At 65.1% G+C, this 20,461-nt stretch carries 17 protein-coding genes; 12 read left to right on the plus strand and 5 right to left on the minus strand.

The features are described from left to right. Positions 1 to 39 precede the first annotated feature (39 nt). The 3 genes from OEJ37_RS06725 to OEJ37_RS06735 all read left to right on the plus strand — a co-directional run bounded on the left by OEJ37_RS06725 (position 40) and on the right by OEJ37_RS06735 (position 4,918). Entirely contained in the window at positions 40 to 1,851 is a 1,812-nt protein-coding gene (locus OEJ37_RS06725) for an ExeM/NucH family extracellular endonuclease (RefSeq protein WP_263343645.1), read from the plus strand. 732 nt (positions 1,852 to 2,583) lie between these two features. Continuing rightward, the gene (locus OEJ37_RS06730; protein ID WP_174416670.1) at positions 2,584 to 4,443 is read left to right on the plus strand and encodes a S10 family serine carboxypeptidase-like protein; all 1,860 of its coding nucleotides are present in this window, start codon (positions 2,584 to 2,586) and stop codon (positions 4,441 to 4,443) included. 43 nt (positions 4,444 to 4,486) lie between these two features. Next, complete coding sequence (locus tag OEJ37_RS06735; RefSeq protein ID WP_175917376.1) at positions 4,487 to 4,918, plus strand: 2-oxoglutarate dehydrogenase; 432 nt, start codon at positions 4,487 to 4,489, stop codon at positions 4,916 to 4,918. 63 nt (positions 4,919 to 4,981) lie between these two features. Here OEJ37_RS06735 and OEJ37_RS06740 read toward each other — a convergent pair whose 3' ends face one another. After that, on the minus strand, positions 4,982 to 5,947 hold the full coding sequence (locus OEJ37_RS06740) for a helix-turn-helix domain-containing protein (RefSeq protein WP_263343648.1): 966 nt from the start codon (positions 5,945 to 5,947) through the stop codon (positions 4,982 to 4,984). Positions 5,948 to 6,189: 242 nt separating this feature from the next. Between OEJ37_RS06740 and OEJ37_RS06745 the strand changes: the two genes are divergently transcribed. Beyond that, entirely contained in the window at positions 6,190 to 7,437 is a 1,248-nt protein-coding gene (locus OEJ37_RS06745; protein ID WP_174416667.1) for a D-arabinono-1,4-lactone oxidase, read from the plus strand. A 33-nt stretch (positions 7,438 to 7,470) separates the two neighbouring features. Then, positions 7,471 to 8,250: an SDR family NAD(P)-dependent oxidoreductase gene (locus OEJ37_RS06750; RefSeq protein WP_263343652.1), complete on the plus strand. Its 780-nt coding sequence runs from the start codon at positions 7,471 to 7,473 to the stop codon at positions 8,248 to 8,250. 88 nt (positions 8,251 to 8,338) lie between these two features. Here OEJ37_RS06750 and OEJ37_RS06755 read toward each other — a convergent pair whose 3' ends face one another. Continuing rightward, positions 8,339 to 9,421, minus strand: coding sequence for a helix-turn-helix transcriptional regulator (locus OEJ37_RS06755; protein ID WP_152864910.1), 1,083 nt, complete (start codon positions 9,419 to 9,421; stop codon positions 8,339 to 8,341). Between the two features lie 568 nt (positions 9,422 to 9,989). On the opposite strand from OEJ37_RS06755, the gene OEJ37_RS06760 reads away from it, so the two are divergent. Further along, the gene (locus OEJ37_RS06760) at positions 9,990 to 10,259 is read left to right on the plus strand and encodes a DUF4148 domain-containing protein (protein WP_174416665.1); all 270 of its coding nucleotides are present in this window, start codon (positions 9,990 to 9,992) and stop codon (positions 10,257 to 10,259) included. 80 nt (positions 10,260 to 10,339) lie between these two features. Then, positions 10,340 to 10,471, plus strand: a complete 132-nt coding sequence (locus OEJ37_RS06765; RefSeq protein WP_263343655.1) for a hypothetical protein — start codon at positions 10,340 to 10,342, stop codon at positions 10,469 to 10,471. A 39-nt stretch (positions 10,472 to 10,510) separates the two neighbouring features. On the opposite strand, the gene OEJ37_RS06770 is transcribed toward OEJ37_RS06765, so the two are convergent. Next, on the minus strand, positions 10,511 to 12,043 hold the full coding sequence (locus tag OEJ37_RS06770; protein ID WP_174416663.1) for an amino acid permease: 1,533 nt from the start codon (positions 12,041 to 12,043) through the stop codon (positions 10,511 to 10,513). Between the two features lie 265 nt (positions 12,044 to 12,308). After that, positions 12,309 to 13,388 (minus strand): alcohol dehydrogenase catalytic domain-containing protein, encoded by a 1,080-nt coding sequence (locus tag OEJ37_RS06775; protein WP_263343656.1) that lies wholly within the window; start codon positions 13,386 to 13,388, stop codon positions 12,309 to 12,311. Between the two features lie 110 nt (positions 13,389 to 13,498). Between OEJ37_RS06775 and OEJ37_RS06780 the strand changes: the two genes are divergently transcribed. Then, entirely contained in the window at positions 13,499 to 14,296 is a 798-nt protein-coding gene (locus tag OEJ37_RS06780; RefSeq protein WP_263343863.1) for a helix-turn-helix transcriptional regulator, read from the plus strand. Positions 14,297 to 14,463: 167 nt separating this feature from the next. Here the strand turns inward: OEJ37_RS06780 and OEJ37_RS06785 are convergent, their stop codons facing one another. Further along, positions 14,464 to 15,942 (minus strand): aminotransferase class V-fold PLP-dependent enzyme, encoded by a 1,479-nt coding sequence (locus OEJ37_RS06785; RefSeq protein ID WP_263343659.1) that lies wholly within the window; start codon positions 15,940 to 15,942, stop codon positions 14,464 to 14,466. A 493-nt stretch (positions 15,943 to 16,435) separates the two neighbouring features. On the opposite strand from OEJ37_RS06785, the gene OEJ37_RS06790 reads away from it, so the two are divergent. The 4 genes from OEJ37_RS06790 to OEJ37_RS06805 all read left to right on the plus strand — a co-directional run bounded on the left by OEJ37_RS06790 (position 16,436) and on the right by OEJ37_RS06805 (position 20,437). Further along, entirely contained in the window at positions 16,436 to 17,689 is a 1,254-nt protein-coding gene (locus OEJ37_RS06790) for an MFS transporter (RefSeq protein ID WP_263343660.1), read from the plus strand. Between the two features lie 147 nt (positions 17,690 to 17,836). After that, positions 17,837 to 18,766 carry a LysR family transcriptional regulator gene (locus OEJ37_RS06795; protein WP_263343662.1) on the plus strand — a complete coding sequence of 310 codons (930 nt, stop codon included), beginning with the start codon at positions 17,837 to 17,839 and terminating at the stop codon, positions 18,764 to 18,766. A 114-nt stretch (positions 18,767 to 18,880) separates the two neighbouring features. Next, the gene (locus tag OEJ37_RS06800) at positions 18,881 to 19,375 is read left to right on the plus strand and encodes a hydroxyquinol 1,2-dioxygenase (protein ID WP_263343664.1); all 495 of its coding nucleotides are present in this window, start codon (positions 18,881 to 18,883) and stop codon (positions 19,373 to 19,375) included. Between the two features lie 42 nt (positions 19,376 to 19,417). Beyond that, positions 19,418 to 20,437: a hydroxyquinol 1,2-dioxygenase gene (locus OEJ37_RS06805; RefSeq protein ID WP_105393326.1), complete on the plus strand. Its 1,020-nt coding sequence runs from the start codon at positions 19,418 to 19,420 to the stop codon at positions 20,435 to 20,437. The last annotated feature ends 24 nt before the right edge of the window (positions 20,438 to 20,461 follow it).

Genomic DNA, 20,461 nt, shown 5'->3' on the forward strand with positions numbered 1-20,461 from the left:
GCTAAGCTTTCGCCACCCTCACAACCGGGATTCCCCGTCATGCGCTCGACAATCCGCCTTTTTGCCCCGTTATTGCTTCTGCCCACGCTCGCCGCGCCGGCGATCGCCGCCACCGCCGCGCCCGTCAGCGCGAACTGCGGCGGCAGCGCGACGCCCATTGCCGATATCCAGGGGCCGGGCGCGCCGTCGCCGCTCGCCGGGCAGAACGTGTCGATCGAAGCCGTCGTCACTGCCGATTTCGGCGGCACCGACGGCTTCGGCGGCTTCTTCGTCCAGCAGGCCGACGCGCAGCGCCGCAACCAGCCGGGCGTGTCCGAAGGCCTGTTCGTCTATGCGCCGAAAGTGCGTGCGAAGGTCGGCGATCTCGTGCACGTGACGGGCAAGGTCGAGGAGAAATACGGGCAGACGCAGCTCACGCAGTCGGGTGCGATCGCGGTGTGCGCGAACGGCCAGACCGTCACGCCCGCGACGCTCACGCTGCCGGTGGACAGCCCGAACGCGTTCGCCGCGTATGAAGGGATGCTCGTGCGCCTGCCGCAGACGCTGAACGTCACCGACAACTACGAGCTCGGCCGCTACGGCAGCGTGTTGCTCAGCAACGGCCGCCTGCGCACGCCGACGAGCGTCGTGCCGCCCGCGCAGGCGCAGACGCAGATCGATGCGAACGCACGCAACCGGCTGGTCCTCGACGACGGCTCGAACAAGCAGAACCCCGCGACCGTGCCGTATCCGGCGCCGGGCCTGTCGGCCGCGAACACGCTGCGCGCGGGCTACACGGTGCGCGACGTCGAAGGCGTGCTCGAAGTGCGTTACGGCGCCTGGCGCGTGCAGCCGCTGCCCGGCGCGGCCGTGCCGGCATTCGACGCGCGCACGAATCCGCGCACCAACGCGCCCGCGCGCGATCCGAAATCGAACCTGCGCGTCGCGTCGTTCAATGTCCTCAACTACTTCAACGGCAACGGTCTCGGCGGCGGCTTCGACGATCCGAACAACCGCGGCGCGAAGAACTACCAGGAATTCCAGCGTCAGGAAGCGAAGATCGTTAGCGCGCTGAAGGCGCTCGACGCCGACGTGATCGGCCTGATGGAAATCCAGAACAACGGCTACGGCGAACTGAGCGCGGTGCGCCAGCTCGCGGCGAAGCTCGGCAACAACTGGCGCGTCGTCGATCCGGGCACGTCGCGCCTCGGCGGCGACGCGATCGCGGTAGCGATGATCTACGACAGCCGCAAGGTCGAACCGATCGGCCGCGCGGCCACGCTTGCGATCGACGACAAGAACCGCCAGCCGCTCGCGCAGTCGTTCCGCCGTATCGGCGGCAAGCAGGCGCTGACGATCGCGGTGAACCACCTGAAGTCGAAGAACTGCCCGGACGCCGCGAACGACGATCTCGACCAGGGCGACGGCCAGGGCTGCTGGAACCCGACGCGCACGCGTGCGGCGGCGAAGGTCGCCGACTGGCTCGCCGGCACACCGACCGGTGTCGCGGGCCAGGGCGTGCTGCTGATCGGCGACTTCAACAGCTATACGCATGAAGACCCGATCCGCGCGCTCGAATCGCGCGGCTACCGCAACCTCGTCGCGCGCTGGATCGGCGCGAACGCGTACAGCTACGTGTACAACGGCGAAGCCGGTTATCTCGACCACGCGCTCGCGACGCTGCCGCTCGCGTCGCACGTGAAGGCCGTGCACGAATGGCACATCAACGCGGACGAGCCGCTCGCGCTGCAATACACGATGGCGTACAAGTCGGCCGAGCAGCAGAAGACGTACTACGCGCCGGATGCGTATCGGTCGTCGGATCACGATCCGGTGCTGATCGATATCGCGCTGCCGGGCGGCGGGCGTTGATCGCGGGTTGAGTGTTTGTGACGGGCGACGTGCGGCACTGCCGCACGTCGTCACGCGGGCGGCGGCGTATGTATCGCGCGCCGCCCGTGCTGCGGAAAACCCGGTCGGATATCGGGTAAATAATTCCGCCGCGGCCGATGAGAATTAGCAAAATCGGTATTTTGTGGATGGCGAGGTGTGCATAAGCCACCATGATTAAATAACGCTAGAAGTGAATCAAATCATCGGATCGCGTACGCATGCCGCTACACTGCTTTAATCTATTGAAGATAATAAAAATGAAAGAAAAATCCTGTCGATATGAAGGATTATGAGGTGCTGTATCAATACAGCAAAGGCTTCTGCGTTGTGCGAGAAAAGTAAATATTCGGCGGAGCATTGCCGATAAAACGCACCTTGCGCGAATAGTCCCGTTTTCTTTCAAATCCCAAACACTGGCCGGCCTTCGCATCATTACGGGATTTTTAATATCGGAATGATCTTTGACAACGCGGCGCAGCACCGCCTATTTTGTCGATGTCGTAAATTTCGGTAATCAGAAAAGAAGTCCAAACTGCAGGGGGCGGTTCAAGCACGATTCTCGCCGGCAGTTTGCTGTGTCTGTATCACGTTCAGTCTCTTGAAGCAGTCCGATCCCAACCGCCTTATGCGCGAGTGGCGGGTGTTGCTGCGCGTCTCGCCGGCGAAGGCGGCCTTTGTGAAGCGGTATTCGAACCCAGCACAAGGATAGAGATGAAACCAGACAGGAGCTGTACCGGCAGCCGCCAAGGTCGCCGTGGTCGTCACGGCCGGTTGGCCGGGCTAGGTGCATTGACCGTCATGACACTGGCTCTCGCGGCATGCGGCGGCGACGATTCGTCGTCCGTCGGCGCGTCGAGCCTCGCGCAGGCGACAGCCAGCCAGCAGGCCAGCGCGCAACAATCGGCCGGCAGCCAGACGCCGGCGGCCAACCAGCCTTACGTCGATCAGGTCGCGTATTCGATGAATGCGACCGACGGCCTCGCCGCCGCGCAAGTGTCCGAGAAAGCGGCGGTCATGCATTACCAGTGGAAGTCCGGCGGCACGACCATCAACTACACGACGACCACCGGCCACCTGACCGCGCAGGACGCGAACGGTAATGCGGAAGCGTCGATGTCGTATGTCGCGTACACCGCGCCGAGCACGAACGGCAAGCCGCGCCCCGTCACGTTCGTGTATAACGGCGGCCCCGGCTCGTCGTCGATCTGGCTGCGCCTCGGCTCGTTCGCGCCGACTCGCGTCGCCACGCCCGATCCGCTGTTCGGCAGCAACTGGCCGAACTATCCGCTCGTCGACAACGCGGAAAGCCTGATCGACACCACCGACCTCGTGTTCATCGACCCGCCGGGAACCGGGCTGTCGGAAGCCGTGTTGCCGAACACCAACCAGAAGTACTGGGGTTCCGATGCGGACGTGAACATCATGCGCGACTTCATCCAGCGCTACCTGAACGTCAACAGCCGCAGCACGTCGCCGATCTACCTGTACGGCGAATCGTACGGCACGCCGCGCACCGACATGCTGGCGCTCGCGCTCGAATCGGCCGGCGTGCACCTGACGGGCATCGTGCTGCAGTCGGCAATCCTGAACTACTTCGCGGATGCAGTGGAAGCGGTGGCGATCACGCAGTCGACGGAAGGGCTGCTGCTCGAAACCGATACGGTGGCCGGTTATCTGCCCGGTTATGCGGCGGTCGCGGCGTACTTCAACCAGGTATCGCCGGCGCCGGTGAACCAGGCTTTGTACGCACTGCAGACGGAACTGTTCACGACGCTGATCTACAACCAGCTGCAGAAGTACTCGCAGTCGTGGGTGTTGAGCCAGCTCGGCATTCCGGATGCGCTCGGCACGCCGGTGTTCCCGAGCGATGCGACACTCCAGCTGTGGTCGATCCCGTCGAGCCTGACGCAACAGGCGCTGCGCGGCTACTTCAACGCGAACCCGTTCGGCACGAGCCTGCTGCCCGGCACGACGGTCGGCCGGTATGACGGGCGCGTGTCGCTGCCGAACTCCGATCCGCGGCTGCAGAACGACGGCGACCCGTCCGACATCCTGATCTCGCAGCCGTTCACGAACGCGCTCGCGACGCAGATGCCGGACTACCTCGGCTACACCGCGCCGAACGCAACCTACCTGCCGCTGAACGACAACATCATCGGCGTATGGGACTTCTCGCACGACGGCCAGCCGATGCCCGACACGATCCCCGATCTGCTCGGTGCGCTGCAGCTCAACCCGAAGCTTCGCGTGCTCGCGGAGAATGGCTTCCACGATCTCGCGACGCCGTTCTTCAACACCGAGAAGCAACTCGCGCGGTTGCAGACGGTGAAGGGCCTGAATCCGAAGCTGCAGGTGAACTTCTTCCAGGGCGGTCACATGACTTATCTGGACGATGTCGCGCGTCCGCAGATGAAGCGTGACCTGAAGACGTTCTACAAGGGCGCGCGGATTCCGACGGCGCTGACGCTGCACACGCTGCCGCCGCCCTGGCCGGACGAGAACCCGCCCAGCGTGCCGACCGGCAGCGTGCCGGGCGCGACGGCCGCGACGACGCTGGCGGCGGCCCCTTGAGCGACGGACTCCTTGTCAAAGGAACCCTCTATTCATCCATTGAATGCGAGTGATCATGTCCCTAATCAAATTGATTCGGCGTATGCCTGCGGTGATCGTCCTCGGTGCCGTGGTGAGCAGCGCCTACGCATTGCCGCCGCAGGCGGTGGCGCCGGTGAAGCTGCCGCATGGCGGGCGCGGTGTCGACGGTCCGTTCTTCCCTGCCACGCGTGCGGCGCCGGTGTTGCCGTCGACCGGCGCGACGCTGCAGCAGCAGGCGCAGCGGCGTGTGGACGCGAGGCTCGGCGCCAATACGGTGCTGAGCAACGGCGCGGCCGTGACGAAGGCGCAGGCGCAGAGCGGCGGGCTCGGTTTCGTGTCGAAGCACTTCGACGAGATCGATGCGAAGCACACGGGCCGCGTGACGATGAGCGATGTACGGCAGTTCATCCAGCAGCGGCAGGTGCAGGCGCAGCAGGAACAGCAGGACGAGTGATGGCGTGAGCAGGACGGCGGCCGGTGTGGGGTCCGGCATCGGCCGCCGAACCGCGCAAGGCTTTCAGATGGCCTGGCGCGCCGCGTAGCGTCTGGCCGTGGCCGACGGCAACTCGCCGAACATCGCGCGATAGTCCTGCGCGAAACTGCTCAGGTGCCAGAAGCCCCATTTGGTTGCGGCAGACGTCACGGATTCGCCGAGCCGAAGCTCGCGGCGCGCGTGATTCAGTCGAACGGCCCGCAGATACGCAATGGGGTTCAGATTGAGCGCGTCGTGGAACGCATACTGCGCGGTGCGCCGGCTGATGCCGAGTTGCACGCACAGTTCGGCGATCGACAGCGGGCAGGTCGATGCGTCCTGAAGCCGCTCCTGCACCGCGTTGACCAGCGACCAGTACTTCGTCGGGCGTGCGGCTTGCGCGCCGGCCTCCGGCGCGGCCGCCGTCAACACTTCCGAGATCGCATACAGGACGGTGCGCTCCAGCAGTTCGATCCGGTCCTGCGTCGTCACGTCTTCGACGGAGGCGCTTTTCGCCGCGGCGGCCAGCGTTCGGCGCAGCAGATCGCGAAGATTGTCCGCGACGTAGGTGGGCATCGGGATCAGCGGCGCGAGCGTGCGCGCGCGCAGCGACGCGGCGACCGTGCGCATCGCCTGCGTCGACAGCTTGTCGGGCTCGATCTCGACATTCACGAGCACGTGCCGGTCGGGCGAGTAGAACTCGAATTCCGGCAGGCTCGAGAACACGTGCAGGCTGTCGCGCCCGCTTTTCTCGCCGCACATGCGCGCATGCCCTTCCAGTTCCAGCGGCACGGCCACGGCGATCCGGTCCGACGGCACCGCGCCCCGCTGCAGGATGACCTTGTCGAGGTCCTCGACCAGCAGCTTGATGCCGCCCAGCGACACGATCGACGACGAGCCATGAAACAGGCCGCCCGAGATCTGCGTGTAATTCAGGTTCCAGCCTTCGAACGACCGCGCCTGTTCCTCCACGTCGGTGAACGCGCAGAACGCGACCGTTCGCGCGAACAACGGGGCGCCAGAGAAATCGCTCGGGTGGGCAGACGGCGTCATCGGGGGCGGGAAGGGGCGGGCCGGGTCGAATCATTGTAGTCGCTCGGCGAGCCGGTCAAAAAGCGCAGCCTCGTGGAAACCCTCGCTTGCCGAAATCCGATAGTGAAAAGCGTTTCGGCGCCCTACCTTTGGCACGAATGCGACGCAGTTCACCGAACCATGCCGACAACGCACCGCGGTGCCTATCTGGAGAGACGTTGATGGAACTTCCCCGTGGCGGATTCTGGAGAAACTGGGTGGGCAATCAGTCGTGCGTGGCCGCGCACCTGGCGTCGCCGACCAGCGAGGCCGAGATCGCGGAACTGGTGCGCACCGCGACGCGCCAGGGCAAGCACGTCCGATGCTCGGGGTCGGGGCACTCGTTCACGCCGGTCGTGGCGACGAGCGGCCTGCTGTTGTCGCTCCAGGACTACCAGGGCATCGTCGATGTCGATGAAGCGCGCAAGCGCGTGACGGTGAAGGCCGGCACCAAGCTCAATGCGGTGACGCGTCACCTGAAGGAAATCGGCCTGTCGCTGGTCAACCAGGGCGACATCGATTCGCAGGCGATCGCCGGCGCGTTCGCCACCGGCACGCACGGCACGGGGACGACGCTGAGCAACCTGTCGTCGCAGGTCGTCGGGATGCGCATCGTGCGTCCGGACGGCTCGATCATGGAAGTGAGCGACCGGAAGGACCTCGACCTGCTCCATGCGACGCAGGTGAATATCGGCATGTTCGGCGTGGTCTCGGAGATGACGCTGCAGGTGACCGATGCGTTCTGGCTGCACGACCGTGTCTGGCGCGAGGACTTCGAAGCGTTGATGGAGCAATACGACGACCTGGCGGCGAAGCATCGCCATTTCGGCTTCTTCTGGTGCCCGACGTCCGAAAGCCGCCACCTGTACTGCCTGCCCGACACCGCGAAGGTGTCGAATTCGAAGAAGGACTACGACGTGTGCGAGATCAAGGTGATGGATGTCACCGCCGAGCGCACGTTCCATGAGGGCGAACACGAGAAGATCGCATACAGCTCCGAGGTGTATGCGATCCACTATGTACCGAACTTCCATGAACTCGAATACGCGGTGCCCGCGCAACACGGCAAGGAAGCGCTGCGCCGCGTCCGCGACCTTATTCTCACGAAGCACCGCGACTGCATTTTCCCGGTCGAGTACCGCTTCACGAAGGGCGATCCGGCATGGATCAGCCCGTTCAACCACCAGGACAGCGTCACCATTTCATGCTCGGGCGGCCCGAACGGTGTCGACTACTGGCCGTTCCTGAAGGACGTCGACGACATCCTGCGCGACTACGACTCGCGTCCGCACTGGGGCAAGCTGCACTTCACGAACCGCGAAGACGTGGACCGCTGGTTCCCCAAGGCCGAAGCATTCCGCGCACTGCGCCGCAGCGTGGACCCCGAAGGCTACTTCCTCAACGATCATCTTCGGACGCTGTTCAGTTGAGCGCGCCGATCGAACCAGGCAGGAGAACGAAGAATGAGTGTCAAGATTGACGGCCGCCTGGCCGGCAAGGTCGCCATCGTGAGCGGCGGCGCCGGCGGATGCGGCGCGGCTGCGTCCGAACTGTTCGCCGTACAGGGCGCGAAGGTTGCGATCGTCGACCGGGACGGCGGCGCCGCCGAAGCGCTCGCATCCCGGCTGCGCGATGCCGGCCTGCAGGCGATCGGCCTCGGCGCCGACGTGTCGAAACAGACGGAGGTCAGGCAGGCCGTCGATGCGGCGCGGGAGCAGTACGGCAATGCGGACATCCTGTTCAATCACGCCGGGACGCTGATCGTCAAACCGTTCCTCGACATCGAAGAATCGGAATGGGACTGGCTGATGGGCGTGAACGTCAAGAGCATGTTCCTGATGACGCAGGCGGTGCTGCCGCAGATGCTCGAGAAGGGGCGGGGCAGCATCGTGTGTACGTCGTCGATTTCCGCGGTCTGTGCGACGCCGGGCGAAGTGCTCTACGACGCGACCAAGGGCGCGTGCCACATGTTCGCGCGGGCTATAGCCGTCGAGTACCGCGACCGCGGGATTCGTTGCAACGCGCTGGCACCTGGGTTCATCCGCACGCCGCACGGGATGCGCGAACTCAAGGACCTGCAGGCGATGGGTGTCGACGCGACCGAAGCGGCGATCGCGATTCAGCAGGGTCGGCTGTGCGAGCCGTCGGAGGTCGCGGCGGCCGCGCTGTTCCTGGCGTCCGACGAGTCGAGTTTCGTCAACGGCACCCATCTGTTCGTCGACAACTGCTTTTCGGCCGTCTGACTCGATGATGCCGGGCGATATCAGGGCGAGAGAAGGTGCCGTGCCGTCCGGTGGCGACTGCGCTTTCGACGCGACACGGCATGCGACGCTAATCGTGCCGGCCAACGCGAAAGACGCTGCGCAATTCGTCGTGGTTGTGGACGTTGAGCTTGCGATAGATCTTTCGAACATGATCGACGACGGTGCTGTCGCGCAGCGCGAGGGAGCGAGCGATTGCGGTTTGCGAGTGGCCGAGGACGAGTAGCGAACAGAGCTGCCGTTGTCGTTCCGTCAGACCGAACTCGAAGCCGAGCCGCTCGATTTCCAGTTCGTGCGGGAGGAAATGCTCGATGTAGATCACGATCGCCTGTTCGCAGTGCATCGCGCTCGCGTGCGCAAAGCGATACGCGTTGAATCGGAAGCGGCCGGCCGCATTGCGGCGTTCCATCGTGGCGGGAGCCACCGGGAGGCCGCACCAGATGCGATTGACGTTCGTCAGCAGCGGCGCAAGCCAGTTCGGAAAGCAGTCGCGACGATAGAACGCAAGCGGTTCGCCGGATGCGAGCGCCAGCATTCTTATGCTGTCCTCGCTCTGCAGCAAGACCTTCCCGGTGTTGTCGATGACCATGATCGACGACTGGCTGCCTTCCGCTTCGCGCGACGGCGGATGTATCGGGCACGAAAGCGCATGCGCGATATGTCGCGCGAAGGGCGCGATGTCCCGATGATTCTTTTCCGAGAACGGGTGGCCGCCGGGTGCGCGGCACAGTTTCAGGCTTCCCCAGCCACGGGTGCCATCGGTCGCCGTCAGCTCGAGACAATGCCGCATGCCGACCGGCCGCCACAGCTGCGCATACATGGCGCTCTTCAGCAGCGCGGCGTCGTAACGGGCGCTGTTTTCGAATCCGCGGCCGCGGCGCATCGCATCCGAGAACGTGACGCCGAGCACTTCCTGTTTTTCGGTGTTGTGGACTTCGGCAAAGTAGGTGGGCAGGACTTGATAGACGGTGTCGTTTTCGCTGTATACGTCCGACACTGCATAGTGCTCGTCGGTATAGAAGAACATGCCCCAGTCGGCGCCCACGATGCGCCGCGTCGCTTCAACCACATGAGGAATGACGAGGCGCGGTTCGATGCCGAACGAACACAGTCGCCGGATGTGGCCCGCTAGCGCGACATATTTGTCGGACATGGTGCGCCCCTGGAGCTACGACGGGCTTGCACGCGACCGCGTCGAACGAGGGCCGCGTGCACCTTGCGCATACGGTGTCCAGTTTAGGTCGGCATGTCGACGAATTCCACAATTGCCCCCTCGTCAGGGGGCGTTAAACCGGCAGGCCGATCCCTATCATTAATCCATTCCTGCCGGTTGCCCCGCCCGGTGCGCGGTGGCTCGAAGCGCGAGATTTGCCCGATCGCGGGCGCGCGCCACAGGAACGTTCGATTCGCGTTGCGGCACGACGCGCAGGCAAGAGCCTGCGCCAGTTGCCGTGAGGCAAGGTTGCGCATTCGCATGCGAATGCGCTGGTCCGGGGGATGTCACAGGAGGACGCGAAGGTCGCTCGATGGAACCTCGAACGTGCGAAGCCGGCCGATGACCGGAGTGACGCAGCAGATTGCTCGCGATTCGCAACGAGCGGTGCATGCCGTCACGGCCGATGTTGTCGCATCGGCGACGTGTGTCGAATCGTGCGGGCGGCCGGACATCGGCTCCGTCCCCGCTGTATGAGTCGCAGTGTCTTTTCAGATGAGGTGCCACGATGAAGACGATGTACAAGGCGGCGCTGGCCGTCGTTTGCATGCTGGGTGCGGCCGGGCTTGCCCGGGCGGACGGCGGAGCCGACGCGGGCCCCGGCACGCCCTCGGATGCAGCGATCAGCGCCACCGCAGTGGGCTCCATGCCCAGTGCCGGGTCACAGGCGGGCGGCCCCGCGGCGATCACGCGCGCTCAGGTGAAGCAGGAACTGATTCGCGCGCAGAAGTCGGGCGAGCTCGATCGGATGAATCAGTTCTACGGCGGCGGGGATTAGGGGGGCGTGACGAACCGGCGCGGCCGCCCGGATGATCGGCGGCCGCGTGGTCGGTGCGCTGGTTGCACGCGAGGACGGTCGTGACCGGCAACGCGACCCTCGCGAAGTTCACGGGCATGATCGTCAGTCGAGAGTTCGACGGCCTGAAGGGTTGGATTGCCGGATCAAGGTCGTTCCGCATCGATGTCGAAAAAAGCCGGCTCGCGGCATGACACCGGCGAGTCGGCGGTTTCAGCATGTTTCGACGGGCTTCAGACGGACGGATCGACGTTCGCCTCGAGTTCGCGGATGCGCTCGAGGTTGCGCGTGTCCTTCAGCACCGGCGGCCCCGCGAAGGTATTGCGCACCCCGAAGCCGTACCAGATCACCATGAGCGCCGCCACGAAACCGACGAGCACGTAGAGCACCTTTTCATTCGGCGGCTGGATGCCGACATACGCAAGCACACAGGCGCCGACCAGCGCGAGCAACGCACACGGCTTCGACCAGATGCCCAGCTGGAACGGACCTTTTTCGGTCCACGTGCGGCCTTCGGCCAGCATCCCCGAGCCGAGCGGCATCGCATAGGAGATGAACAGGAACACGGCGCTTCCGGCACTCAGCACCGAGAACGCATCGCCATACAACGTGACGACGATCGCGAGCACCGCACACGTCCAGATCGCGGGACCGGGCGTCCGGTGCGTGTGATTCACGCTGCGCAGCAGTTTCGACGCCGGCAGCCCGCCGTCGCGTGCGAACGCATACACCATTCGCGACGTCGACATGATCGCGGCGAGCCCGCACACGTAGTTGATGAAGAACATCGCGAGTTCAAGGCAGACGCGCAAGGTCTTCGGAATCGGCGCGAGTATCGCTTCGAAAAAGCCGGTGCCCTGTTTCATGCTGGCGGTCAGGTCGGGCATCACCAGCACGAACGCGCACACCATCACGTAGCCGAAGATCGCGGACCAGAACACCGACCCGATGATGCCGCGCGGCACATTTTTGGCCGCATCGTGCGTCTCTTCCGACGTATGCGCGGAAGCGTCGAAGCCGGTGATGGTGTAGGTCACCAGCAGCAGGCCCGACAGGAACGCGAGCGGCGTGGCCTGCTTCGGCCACGCACCGCCGTCGACACCGGTGAAATTGGTGAAGGTGACAAGCCGATGCACATCGAACGCGACAGGCGAGTAGTAGAGCAGCGAAACGACCAGCGCGATCGTCACCACGAAAATCAGATAGCCCGACAGGTCGGTGATCCTGCTTGCGATCCTGATGCCGCGTGCGTTCAGGATCGCTTGCGAGATCGTGATGAACGTGATGAACGCCGTTTGATGCCACCAGGTCAGGCTGTCCGGACTGACGCCGAACATCGGCGCGATCAGCGTCTTGAAGAACGGATCGTAGGTGCCGAAGTTGATCGCGGCGATCACGAAGATGAGGCCGATGAGGTTGAGCCACGCCGTCATCCACCCCCATTTCTTCCCGCCGAGGATCGCGCCCCAGTGATAGAGGCCGCCCGCCGTCGGGAACGCGGATGCGATCTGCGACATCGACACGGCGACGATCAGCGCGAACAGCGAACCCAACGGCCAGCCCAGGCCGATCGATGCGCCGCCGGTGGCGGAAAACGCGAGCTGGAACGCGGTAATGCCGCCCGACAGGATGCAGATCACCGAAAACGACACGGCGAAGTTCGAGAAACCGCTCATACGTCTCGACAGTTCCTGCGCATAGCCCATCTTGTGCAGGAGGCTTACGTCACTGTCGGTGCCTGAATCAGGCGCGAGTTTTGCATCCATGTTCGCTCCGTCACGAATGTCCTGCGTGGCAGGACTGTCATCGCCACCCGGGCCTTGTGTGACGGCCCGCTCCTGGAATTCGTCGGCGGCACGCGATGCCGCGGCTGAACGGCAATCGCTTTCCGGTCCGATGCGTGAACGGTATGAAACCAAAACTCCGGGCAATATCGGATTTCGGCAACGTAGTGAAAATCCGGATGCCTGCACCGTTCGGGGGCGTGGCGCGGCGTCACGCCCCCGAACGGTGCGATGCCGGATATACGCGTTATGGCGCGATCACGGTCATCCTGAACGGCCCGCCGTTCGCCGCCGCATGCGCGACCGCTTCGTTCGCGTCGTCGAGCGCGAACACCGTCACGTCGAAATGCGCGAGGTCGAGCAGTCCGCCGCGGACGAGCCCCGTCATCAGCGTCACGGCTTCCGTCGGGCACATCCACTTGCCGCGCAGCGTGATGTCGTTGCGCATGATCCACGGATACGGCAGTTCGAGCCCCGCACCGCCGAGCATGCCGACGCCGCCCATCAGCACCACGCGCCCGTACGGGCGCACCGCCATCACTGCGGCACGCACCGTCGTCGCGGGCACCGACGGCGGCATCAGGTCGATCACGCAGTCGATCGGCCCCGGCGCCGCCTGCTGCATGCGTGCGCGATCCGCGGCTTCGTCGCCGGTCAGCGCGACGGTGCGCACGCGTTCGCCGAAGCGGCGTTCGAGATCCGCGAGCGCTCGCGCATTGCGGCCGGGCGCGACCACGCACCGCGCGCCCATCGCCAGCGCCACCGCGATGCCCGCGCTGCCGAAGTTGCCGGTCGCGCCGCTGACGAGCACGATCTCGCCCGCGCGCAGATTGGACGCGAGCAGCCCGCCGTACGGCACGAGCAGCGTATTGAGCGCGCACCAGCGTGCGGCGTCGGCCGGCGGGATGTCGCCGATGCGCACCGCGTTCTCGGTCGGCACCCGCAGTCGTTCGGCAAACGGGCCGTCGTGGAAATGGCGCTGCAATTGCTTGCCGCCTTCGCCGCGCGCGCTCCAGCCCTGCAGCACGATGTCGGGCATCAGCGCATCGTCGCGCGAGCGCACGGTCGGATCGCAGAACACCCAGTCGCCACGTTGCAACTTCGTCGCGTCGGGGCCGGTTTGCCGGACCCGGCCGATTGCGCCGCAGCCGGGCACCATCGGCAGTTCGATCGGGTACTGACGCTCGCCGCTGAACACTTCCCGTGCATAGGACAGCACCGGTGCCGCAACGACATCCACGATGACCTCGCCGGTGCCGAGCATGGGATCCAGCATCGTTTCGATCGCGAGCGGCATGCCGAGCGACTTCAGAATCGCAGCTTTCATGACAGTTCCAGAGGGTGGGGGACGCGCCGATTCTGGCAGGCTTAGAATCCGCAACAAGGCCCGGCACGAGCCCAGGATTGCCCGATACCACCCTGCACGGAGCGACCTCGATGACCGTTACGACGCGAACCCCGTTCGGCGATTTTCTGCGCTCGCGGCGCAAGAGGCTGCGACCGGATGCCGTCGGCCTGCACGACGGCCCGCGCCGGCGCACACCCGGCCTGCGGCGCGAGGAAGTCGCGGAACTGGCGGGCATCGGCGTCGACTGGTATGTGCGGCTGGAGCAGGGGCGCGACGTCAGCCCGTCGGACGCGACGCTCGATGCGCTGGCACGCGCATTGCGACTGGACAAGACCGAGGCCGCCCATCTGCGCGCGCTCGCGCGGCGCGACACGTCGCGTGCGTTCGTGCGGGAGAGCGTGCCGCCCACCATCGCGCGGCTCGTCGCGAATCTTCACCTGCCTGCGTACGTGACCGGGCGGCGCTGGGACATCCTCGCGTGGAATGCCGCCGCAGCCGAGCTGCTCGACTTCGATCGGCTCGCGGAAGCCGACCGCAACATCCTGGTCTACATGTTCGTCGAGCCGCACGCGCGTCGGCTCTTCGCCGGGAGTTGGGCCGACGAGGCGCGCCGGATGATCGCGCTGTTTCGCACGAACCATGATCTCCATGCGAACGATCCGGCGTTCATTGCGCTGGTGGAGCGCCTGCGCGCGAGCAGCGACGAGTTCGCGAAATGGTGGGATGCGCACGACGTGCGCAGCGGGGTGTCCGGCCAGAAGGTGTTCGCGCATGCGCAACGCGGCACGCAGCGCTACGAATACGCGACGTTTCAGGCGAACGACGATCCCGCGTTGAAGCTGGCGATTTATACGCCGGTGAGCGGCGATGGGGGCGTCGGCGAATAGCGGCGCGCGAGCGACAGGATTGCCGGCGGGTCATGCAACGGCAGTCGTCAGCCGGGTGGCCGAGGCTTGATTGGTTGGCCTGCGTCACCACCCGGCGACGTATCAACGCATCGGCATCCTTTGCGTGCGACGGCGGGTGGTGCAGCGTGTTCGGGCAGTGTTCCGGGTCAGGCGGTGCGCCGGCTCGACAAACGATTCCACAGCATGCCGGAGCGGCTCCCGCTTCGGCAATACGCGAGCACCGGCTTCTGCAGCGAATCGACCAACGCACCGAACGCATCGACTTCCGCGTCGCCGATGCGATCGCGCTCGACCGGCAGGTAGCGCGCTTCGAGGCCCAGTTCGCGGGCAGCCGCAGCGATCTCTTCGAACGCGGGCTGGTCGTCGCCTTCGCCGTCCGGACGGTTGCAGATGACCGAGCGGAAGCCCGCGTTCCGGATCGCTTTCAGGTCGGCCGGCGTGATCTGCCGCGAAGCGGAAAACCCGTTCGACGCCGTCGCGCGACATTGCTCGATTGCTTTCCGAAAACAGGCGATCGCGAAATCGACGTCCTGCTCCGTCGTAAAGCGACCGAAGCTCACACGCACGGTGCGGCCGGCAGTCTCCGCATCGAGGCCGATCGCGGTCAGCACGTGGGACGGTGCACCGCTGGTCGAGTTGCATGCGGACGTCGACGACACGGCGAGCGCTTCGCCGAGCATGAACGGGAAAAAGCCCGGCGCATTCACCGTCAGGCTCAACGTGTGCGGAATGCGGCGCGCAGCGGCGGCGTTCTGCGTGACATCGCCGAGCGCGAACAGCGCGTCCGTCAGGCGTGCGCCGAGCGCAGCAATCCGCACGGCTTCGCCGTCGAGTTTTTCGGCGGCGAGTTCGCACGCGACGCCCATGCCGACGATCTGATGCGTCGCGAGCGTGCCCGAGCGCAACCCGCGCTCGTGTCCGCCGCCGTGAATTTGCGGGGCGATCCGATCGGCGATGTCGCGGCGCACGAACAGCGCGCCGATGCCCTTGGGACCGTAAACCTTGTGTGCGGACATCGACATCATGTCGATGCCGAGCGCACGCACGTCGATCGGCGTCTTGCCGAGCGCTTGCGCGGCGTCGACGTGGAGCAGCGCGCCCGCGGCGTGCACGATGCGCGCGATCGCGGCGATGTCGGTCAGCGTGCCGATCTCGTTGTTCACGAGCATCAGCGACACGAGGCCGGTATCGGGGCCGATCGCCGCGGCGACCGCGTCGGCGGTGATTTCGCCGTCGCGCGTGGGCGTCAGGAAGGTGACCGACATCCCGCGCTTCGACAGGTTCGCCATCGTGTCGAGAATGGCCTTGTGCTCGAGGCGGCTCGTGATCAGGTGGCGCTTGTCGGTCGCGGTGTCCGCATAACCCTTCAGCGCGAGGTTGTTCGATTCGGTGGCGCCCGACGTCCAGACGATCTCGTCGGCGTCCGCGCCGATCAGCGCGGCGACTTGCGCGCGAGCGCGCTCGACCTGTTCCCGCGCCAGCCGGCCGGCGGCATGCGAGCTCGATGCGGGATTGCCGAAGATGCCGTCGAAGCCGAGGCAGGCCGTCATCGCTTCGATCACGCGGGGATCCGCGGGCGTCGTTGCCGCGTAGTCGAGGTAGTGCAGCGTGGTGGTGTCGCTCATGTCCGTTTCTTGCTGATTCCGAATGGGAGAAATGATACGGGGGACAGGAGGGAAAATGGATCCAAAATTGCTTGGAAAACCCGCTTGATATGGAATAACGTTTTCTTCTTGAGTGAAATTGGGGAAATAGTTTCTCGGTGGCCCGGGCCAGGCCGCTCGCGGCTTCCTCGATGTCCATGAGGGATTCCCCCGTGTCGCACGCGTCAGCGTCATTCCAGCGTTGCGGCGATTCGCCCGATGCTTTCCCGCAGACACTTCCCGCCCGCCGCTCCCGATTATTTGCATTTCGCGAATGGCGCGTTCGCCGGTTGTTCCATACCCGATCCGCGGCCTTGCACCTATCGTTGTGGCGTCGGCTGGCCGGGTTCGATGCGTCGAATCGAAAAGGCGGCCAACACTTCGTCGCGATTCACATCGCACACAAAAAACATCGGACCTGGCGTATGCACAGGCGCTTCGGCGCGCGCAGGCGGACCAGTCCACGGAGACAGAAATGAAAGCAAACGAGTGGGATACCTCCTATGAGTGGAAGGCGGTGACGCTGCTGGCGCTCGGCTTCGGGCTGGTCGGCCTCGACCGCTGGCTCATCGCGCCGCTGTTCCCTTCGATCATGAAGGACCTCAACCTGACCGCGCAGGACGTCGGCAACTGCATCGGCGTGCTCGGCCTGTCATGGGGCGTCTTCGCGGCGCTGATGGGCGGCATCTCGGACAAGATCGGCCGCAGGAAGGTGCTCATTCCCGCCATCATCGCGTTCTCGCTGCTGTCGGGTTTTTCGGGGCTCGCGGGCGGCCTGCTCGGGCTGATGGCGATTCGCGGGCTGATGGGCGTCGCGGAGGGCTCGTTCTGCCCGACGAGCTTCGCGGCGACGGCCGACGCGTCGCATCCGCGGCGGCGCGGCCTGAACCTCGGCCTGCAGCAAAGCGGTTTCGCGTTGTTCGGCCTGGCGCTGTCGCCGATCATTGCCACGCAGCTGCTCGGCTTCGTGTCGTGGCGCTGGGTCTTTGCGCTGGTGGCGATTCCCGGCCTGATCCTCGGCGCAATCATGTTCTTCGTCATCCGTGAGCCGAAGGTCGTGAAGGAGGTCGCGTCGGAACACGCGCCGGCGTCGCTCGGCCACGTGCTCAAGAGCCGCAACATCCTCGTCGCGATGGCCGCACTGTGCTGCGCGATGACCGGCGTCTTCGTGCTCGGCGCGCTGCTGCCGCTGTACCTGACCGATTACCTGTCGCTCGGCACGCAGAAGATGGGCCTCGTGGTGTCGGCGATCGGCTTTGGCGGCTTTCTCGGGCAGTTCGGGTTACCCGGCCTCTCCGACCTGGTTGGGCGCCGCCTCGCGAGCATCGTCGGCTTCGCGGGAACGGCCGTGATGCTCTATATCTTCCGCGGCCTCGGCCCGCAGCCGCTCGCGTTGTTCGGGGTCCTGTTCGTCGCGTCGTTCTTCACGCTCGGGCTGGTGTCGCTGCTGTCCGGCCCGGTCGCGACCGAGGCTGCGCCCGTCGGCCTCGTGTCGACGTCGATCGGCGTGGTGGTCGGCGTCGGCGAGATCTTCGGCGGCGGCATCGCGCCGGCGATGGGCGGCTACGTTGCCACACACTTCGGCATCCAGAACATTATGTGGTTGCCGATGTGCGCGGTCATGCTGGGCATCGTGGTCAGCATGCTGTTGAAGGAAACCGCGCCTGCCGTGCTGCAGCGTCGCGTGGTCGTGCAACCGGAACTGGCAGCCGGCGAGCAACCGAGGTAATGCCCGCGCGAGCGCGCAGGCGAACGCCCATGCCGGTGCGCTCCGCGATTGACATCGATTCGGCGACACAGTGACGCATTCCGCATGACACAGCCCGTTGCCCGGTGCGGGTAGACTGCCGATTTCGCTGTCGAAAAAGGGCGCGGTATGGACCGGTTTCTGAGCATCGAGGCATTCGTAAGAGTCGCGGAGGCGAGCAGCTTCGCCGAGGCGGCGCGGCAGCTTGGTGTAACGAGTTCGGTCGTGACGAACCGCATCCAGCAGCTCGAGAAGTTCGTCAATGCGCCGCTGTTCCATCGCAGCACGCGCCACGTGCGCTTGTCCGAAGTGGGCGAGGCGTTCTATCGCGAGTGCGCGGAGGTGGTGGGGCGCGTCAACGAATTGACGGACCAGATGCGCGAGCTTCGCGCGACGCCGACCGGGCGGCTGCGCATCCAGATGCTGCCCGGCTTCGCGCTCGATCACTTCGGCGCGCCGCTGGTCGAATTCAATCGGCGCTACCCGGGCATCCAGCTCGACGTCATCGTCAATGATCGCGTCGTCGACCCTGTCGAAGAAGGGTTCGACATCGCGTTCCAGATCTTTCCGCCGATTTCCGAGTCGCTGATCGAGCGACGGCTGTTCACGGTCAGGCGTCTCTTCTGCGCGTCACCCGCTTACCTCGAAGCGCATGGTGCGCCACAACATCCGCGCGATTTGCTGCAGCACACCACCGCGTTGTATTCAGGTTATCCGTCGCGCAATCGCTGGACGATGACGCGCGACGACGAGGTCGTCGAAATGGAGCTGCCGGGCATGATTCGCTCGAACTCCGTTCACCTGCTGCGCGAGTACGCGCTGACCGGCGGCGGCGTCGTTTGCCTGCCCACGCTCGTGGCGAGCGACGCGCTCGTCGCGGGGCGGCTGGTGCCGATCCTGACCGACTATCAACTCGCGCCGCTGAGCTTTGCCGCCGTTTATCCCGCAACGCAGCGACAGGCGTTGAAGGTGAAGGCGCTGGTCGAATTCCTCGCCGACTACATCGGCGATGAGCCCCCGTGGGATCTTCCGCTTCTGGAGCATGGCTGGGTGCGGTGAGCCGCGGGATTATTCGCGAAACGCAAATGCCGTAATCGCCATCCGTTGTCTTGTTGCCGTTGTCCGTTGCCCCTAGAGTGGAATCCAACAAGCGGTTCAACTCAGGAGACAGCAATGACCGACACGGCATTCCACACCGTCTTTGGCTCGCTCGATAACTACAAGAAGGGCGAGATCGAAATCACCAGCGGCAGCGCGCAGCACTACGCCTTCTCGAACGTCTTCGAGGTGGCATCGAAGTCGGCCCCTTACGAAAAGGTCGTCGCCGGCAAGAATCTCGAATACGTGATCGAAGTGCTGAGGACCGAGGGCGAGTCGCCCTGGTTCGCATGTGCCCATGACGAATTCACGATCCAGATGGATGGCGAAGTCCGGATCGAATTCATCAAGCTCGACACGCCGCCGGCGTCGGGCCGCGGCACCGTCAGCGCCGGCGCGCAACCGGCCGGCCGCAAGATGGGGTACGTCGTCCTGCGCAACGGGCATCAAGCGCTGCTGCCGGCCGGCTGTGCATACCGCTTCGTCGCCGGCAAGCCGGGCGTTGCGCTCGTACAGACCATCCTCGGCGAGTTGTCCGTCGAGAAGTGGGCCGAGATCTGCCTGCACTGACCGTTCCGACCGCTCATATTCGAATATTCCAGGAGACACGTTATGGCCACCCTCGAGACCCTCGACCCTTCCGCCGGTTTTGCCGCCGATCTGGTGCGATCCACGGAAGCCGATGCCGTCACCGGCTACCGCCGCTTTCAGCTCGGCGAGTTCGCGTTCCAGCGCGATGAGTATTTCGTGAAGATCAGCTGGCCCGCGAAAGGCCAGACCCGCACGCATGCGATGCCGGCGGACGCGTTCCTGCGCGCGATGATGCGCGACGTGGCGTGGGGCTTCTTCTACGGCTGGGTGAATTTCGACCACGTGTTCGGCACGCGCAATCACTACGGCAAGGTGGACATGTATGCGGGCACCTTCAACGGCATCCTGAAAGACGCCGGGGTCGACTACACCGAGACCTTCGAAACGCCGACGATCATGGCGACCTTCAAGGCGATGCTGCACGACTGGACGAACGAGGGATTCGACCCGTTCGCGGCGCCCGAGGAAACGGGCACGGCATTCGGGCGCAAGCATGGCGACAACGGGTCGGCCATCGAGCGCACGCGGATCGCGACGCGCCGCATGCCGGGCCTCGAAGGCGATTCGCCGCTGCGCGACGAACTGCCGGTCAACCGCGCGTTTCTCGACGTCGCGCAGGACGAGCCGGAAGTGCATGTCGAGCCGGGCTTCGAAGGCGAACTGCACGCGTTCAACCTGTTCAAGTATCTGTCGCGCTCGGACGTGACGTGGAATCCGTCGGTCACGTCGGTGTGCGGGCGCAGCCTGTTCTGCCCGACCACCGAGGAATTCATCCTGCCGGTGTTCCACGGCAACGACCGCGTCGAATGGTTCCTGCAACTGTCCGACGAAATCGTGTGGGACATCGGCGACAAGAACACCGGCGCACCGCGGGCGCGCGTCACGATGCGCGCAGGCGACATTTGCGCGATGCCCGCCGACATCCGGCACCAGGGCTATTCGACGAAGCGTTCGATGCTGCTGGTCTGGGAAAACGCGACGCCGGACCTGCCGCAACGCTACGAGAGCGGCGAGCTCGCGCCGTATCCGATCGCGTTCTGAGCAGCGCTTCAGCTTCAGCTTCAG

This window comes from Burkholderia sp. BKH01 (assembly GCF_025685725.1).
GTDB classification, from domain to species: domain Bacteria; phylum Pseudomonadota; class Gammaproteobacteria; order Burkholderiales; family Burkholderiaceae; genus Burkholderia; species Burkholderia pyrrocinia_C.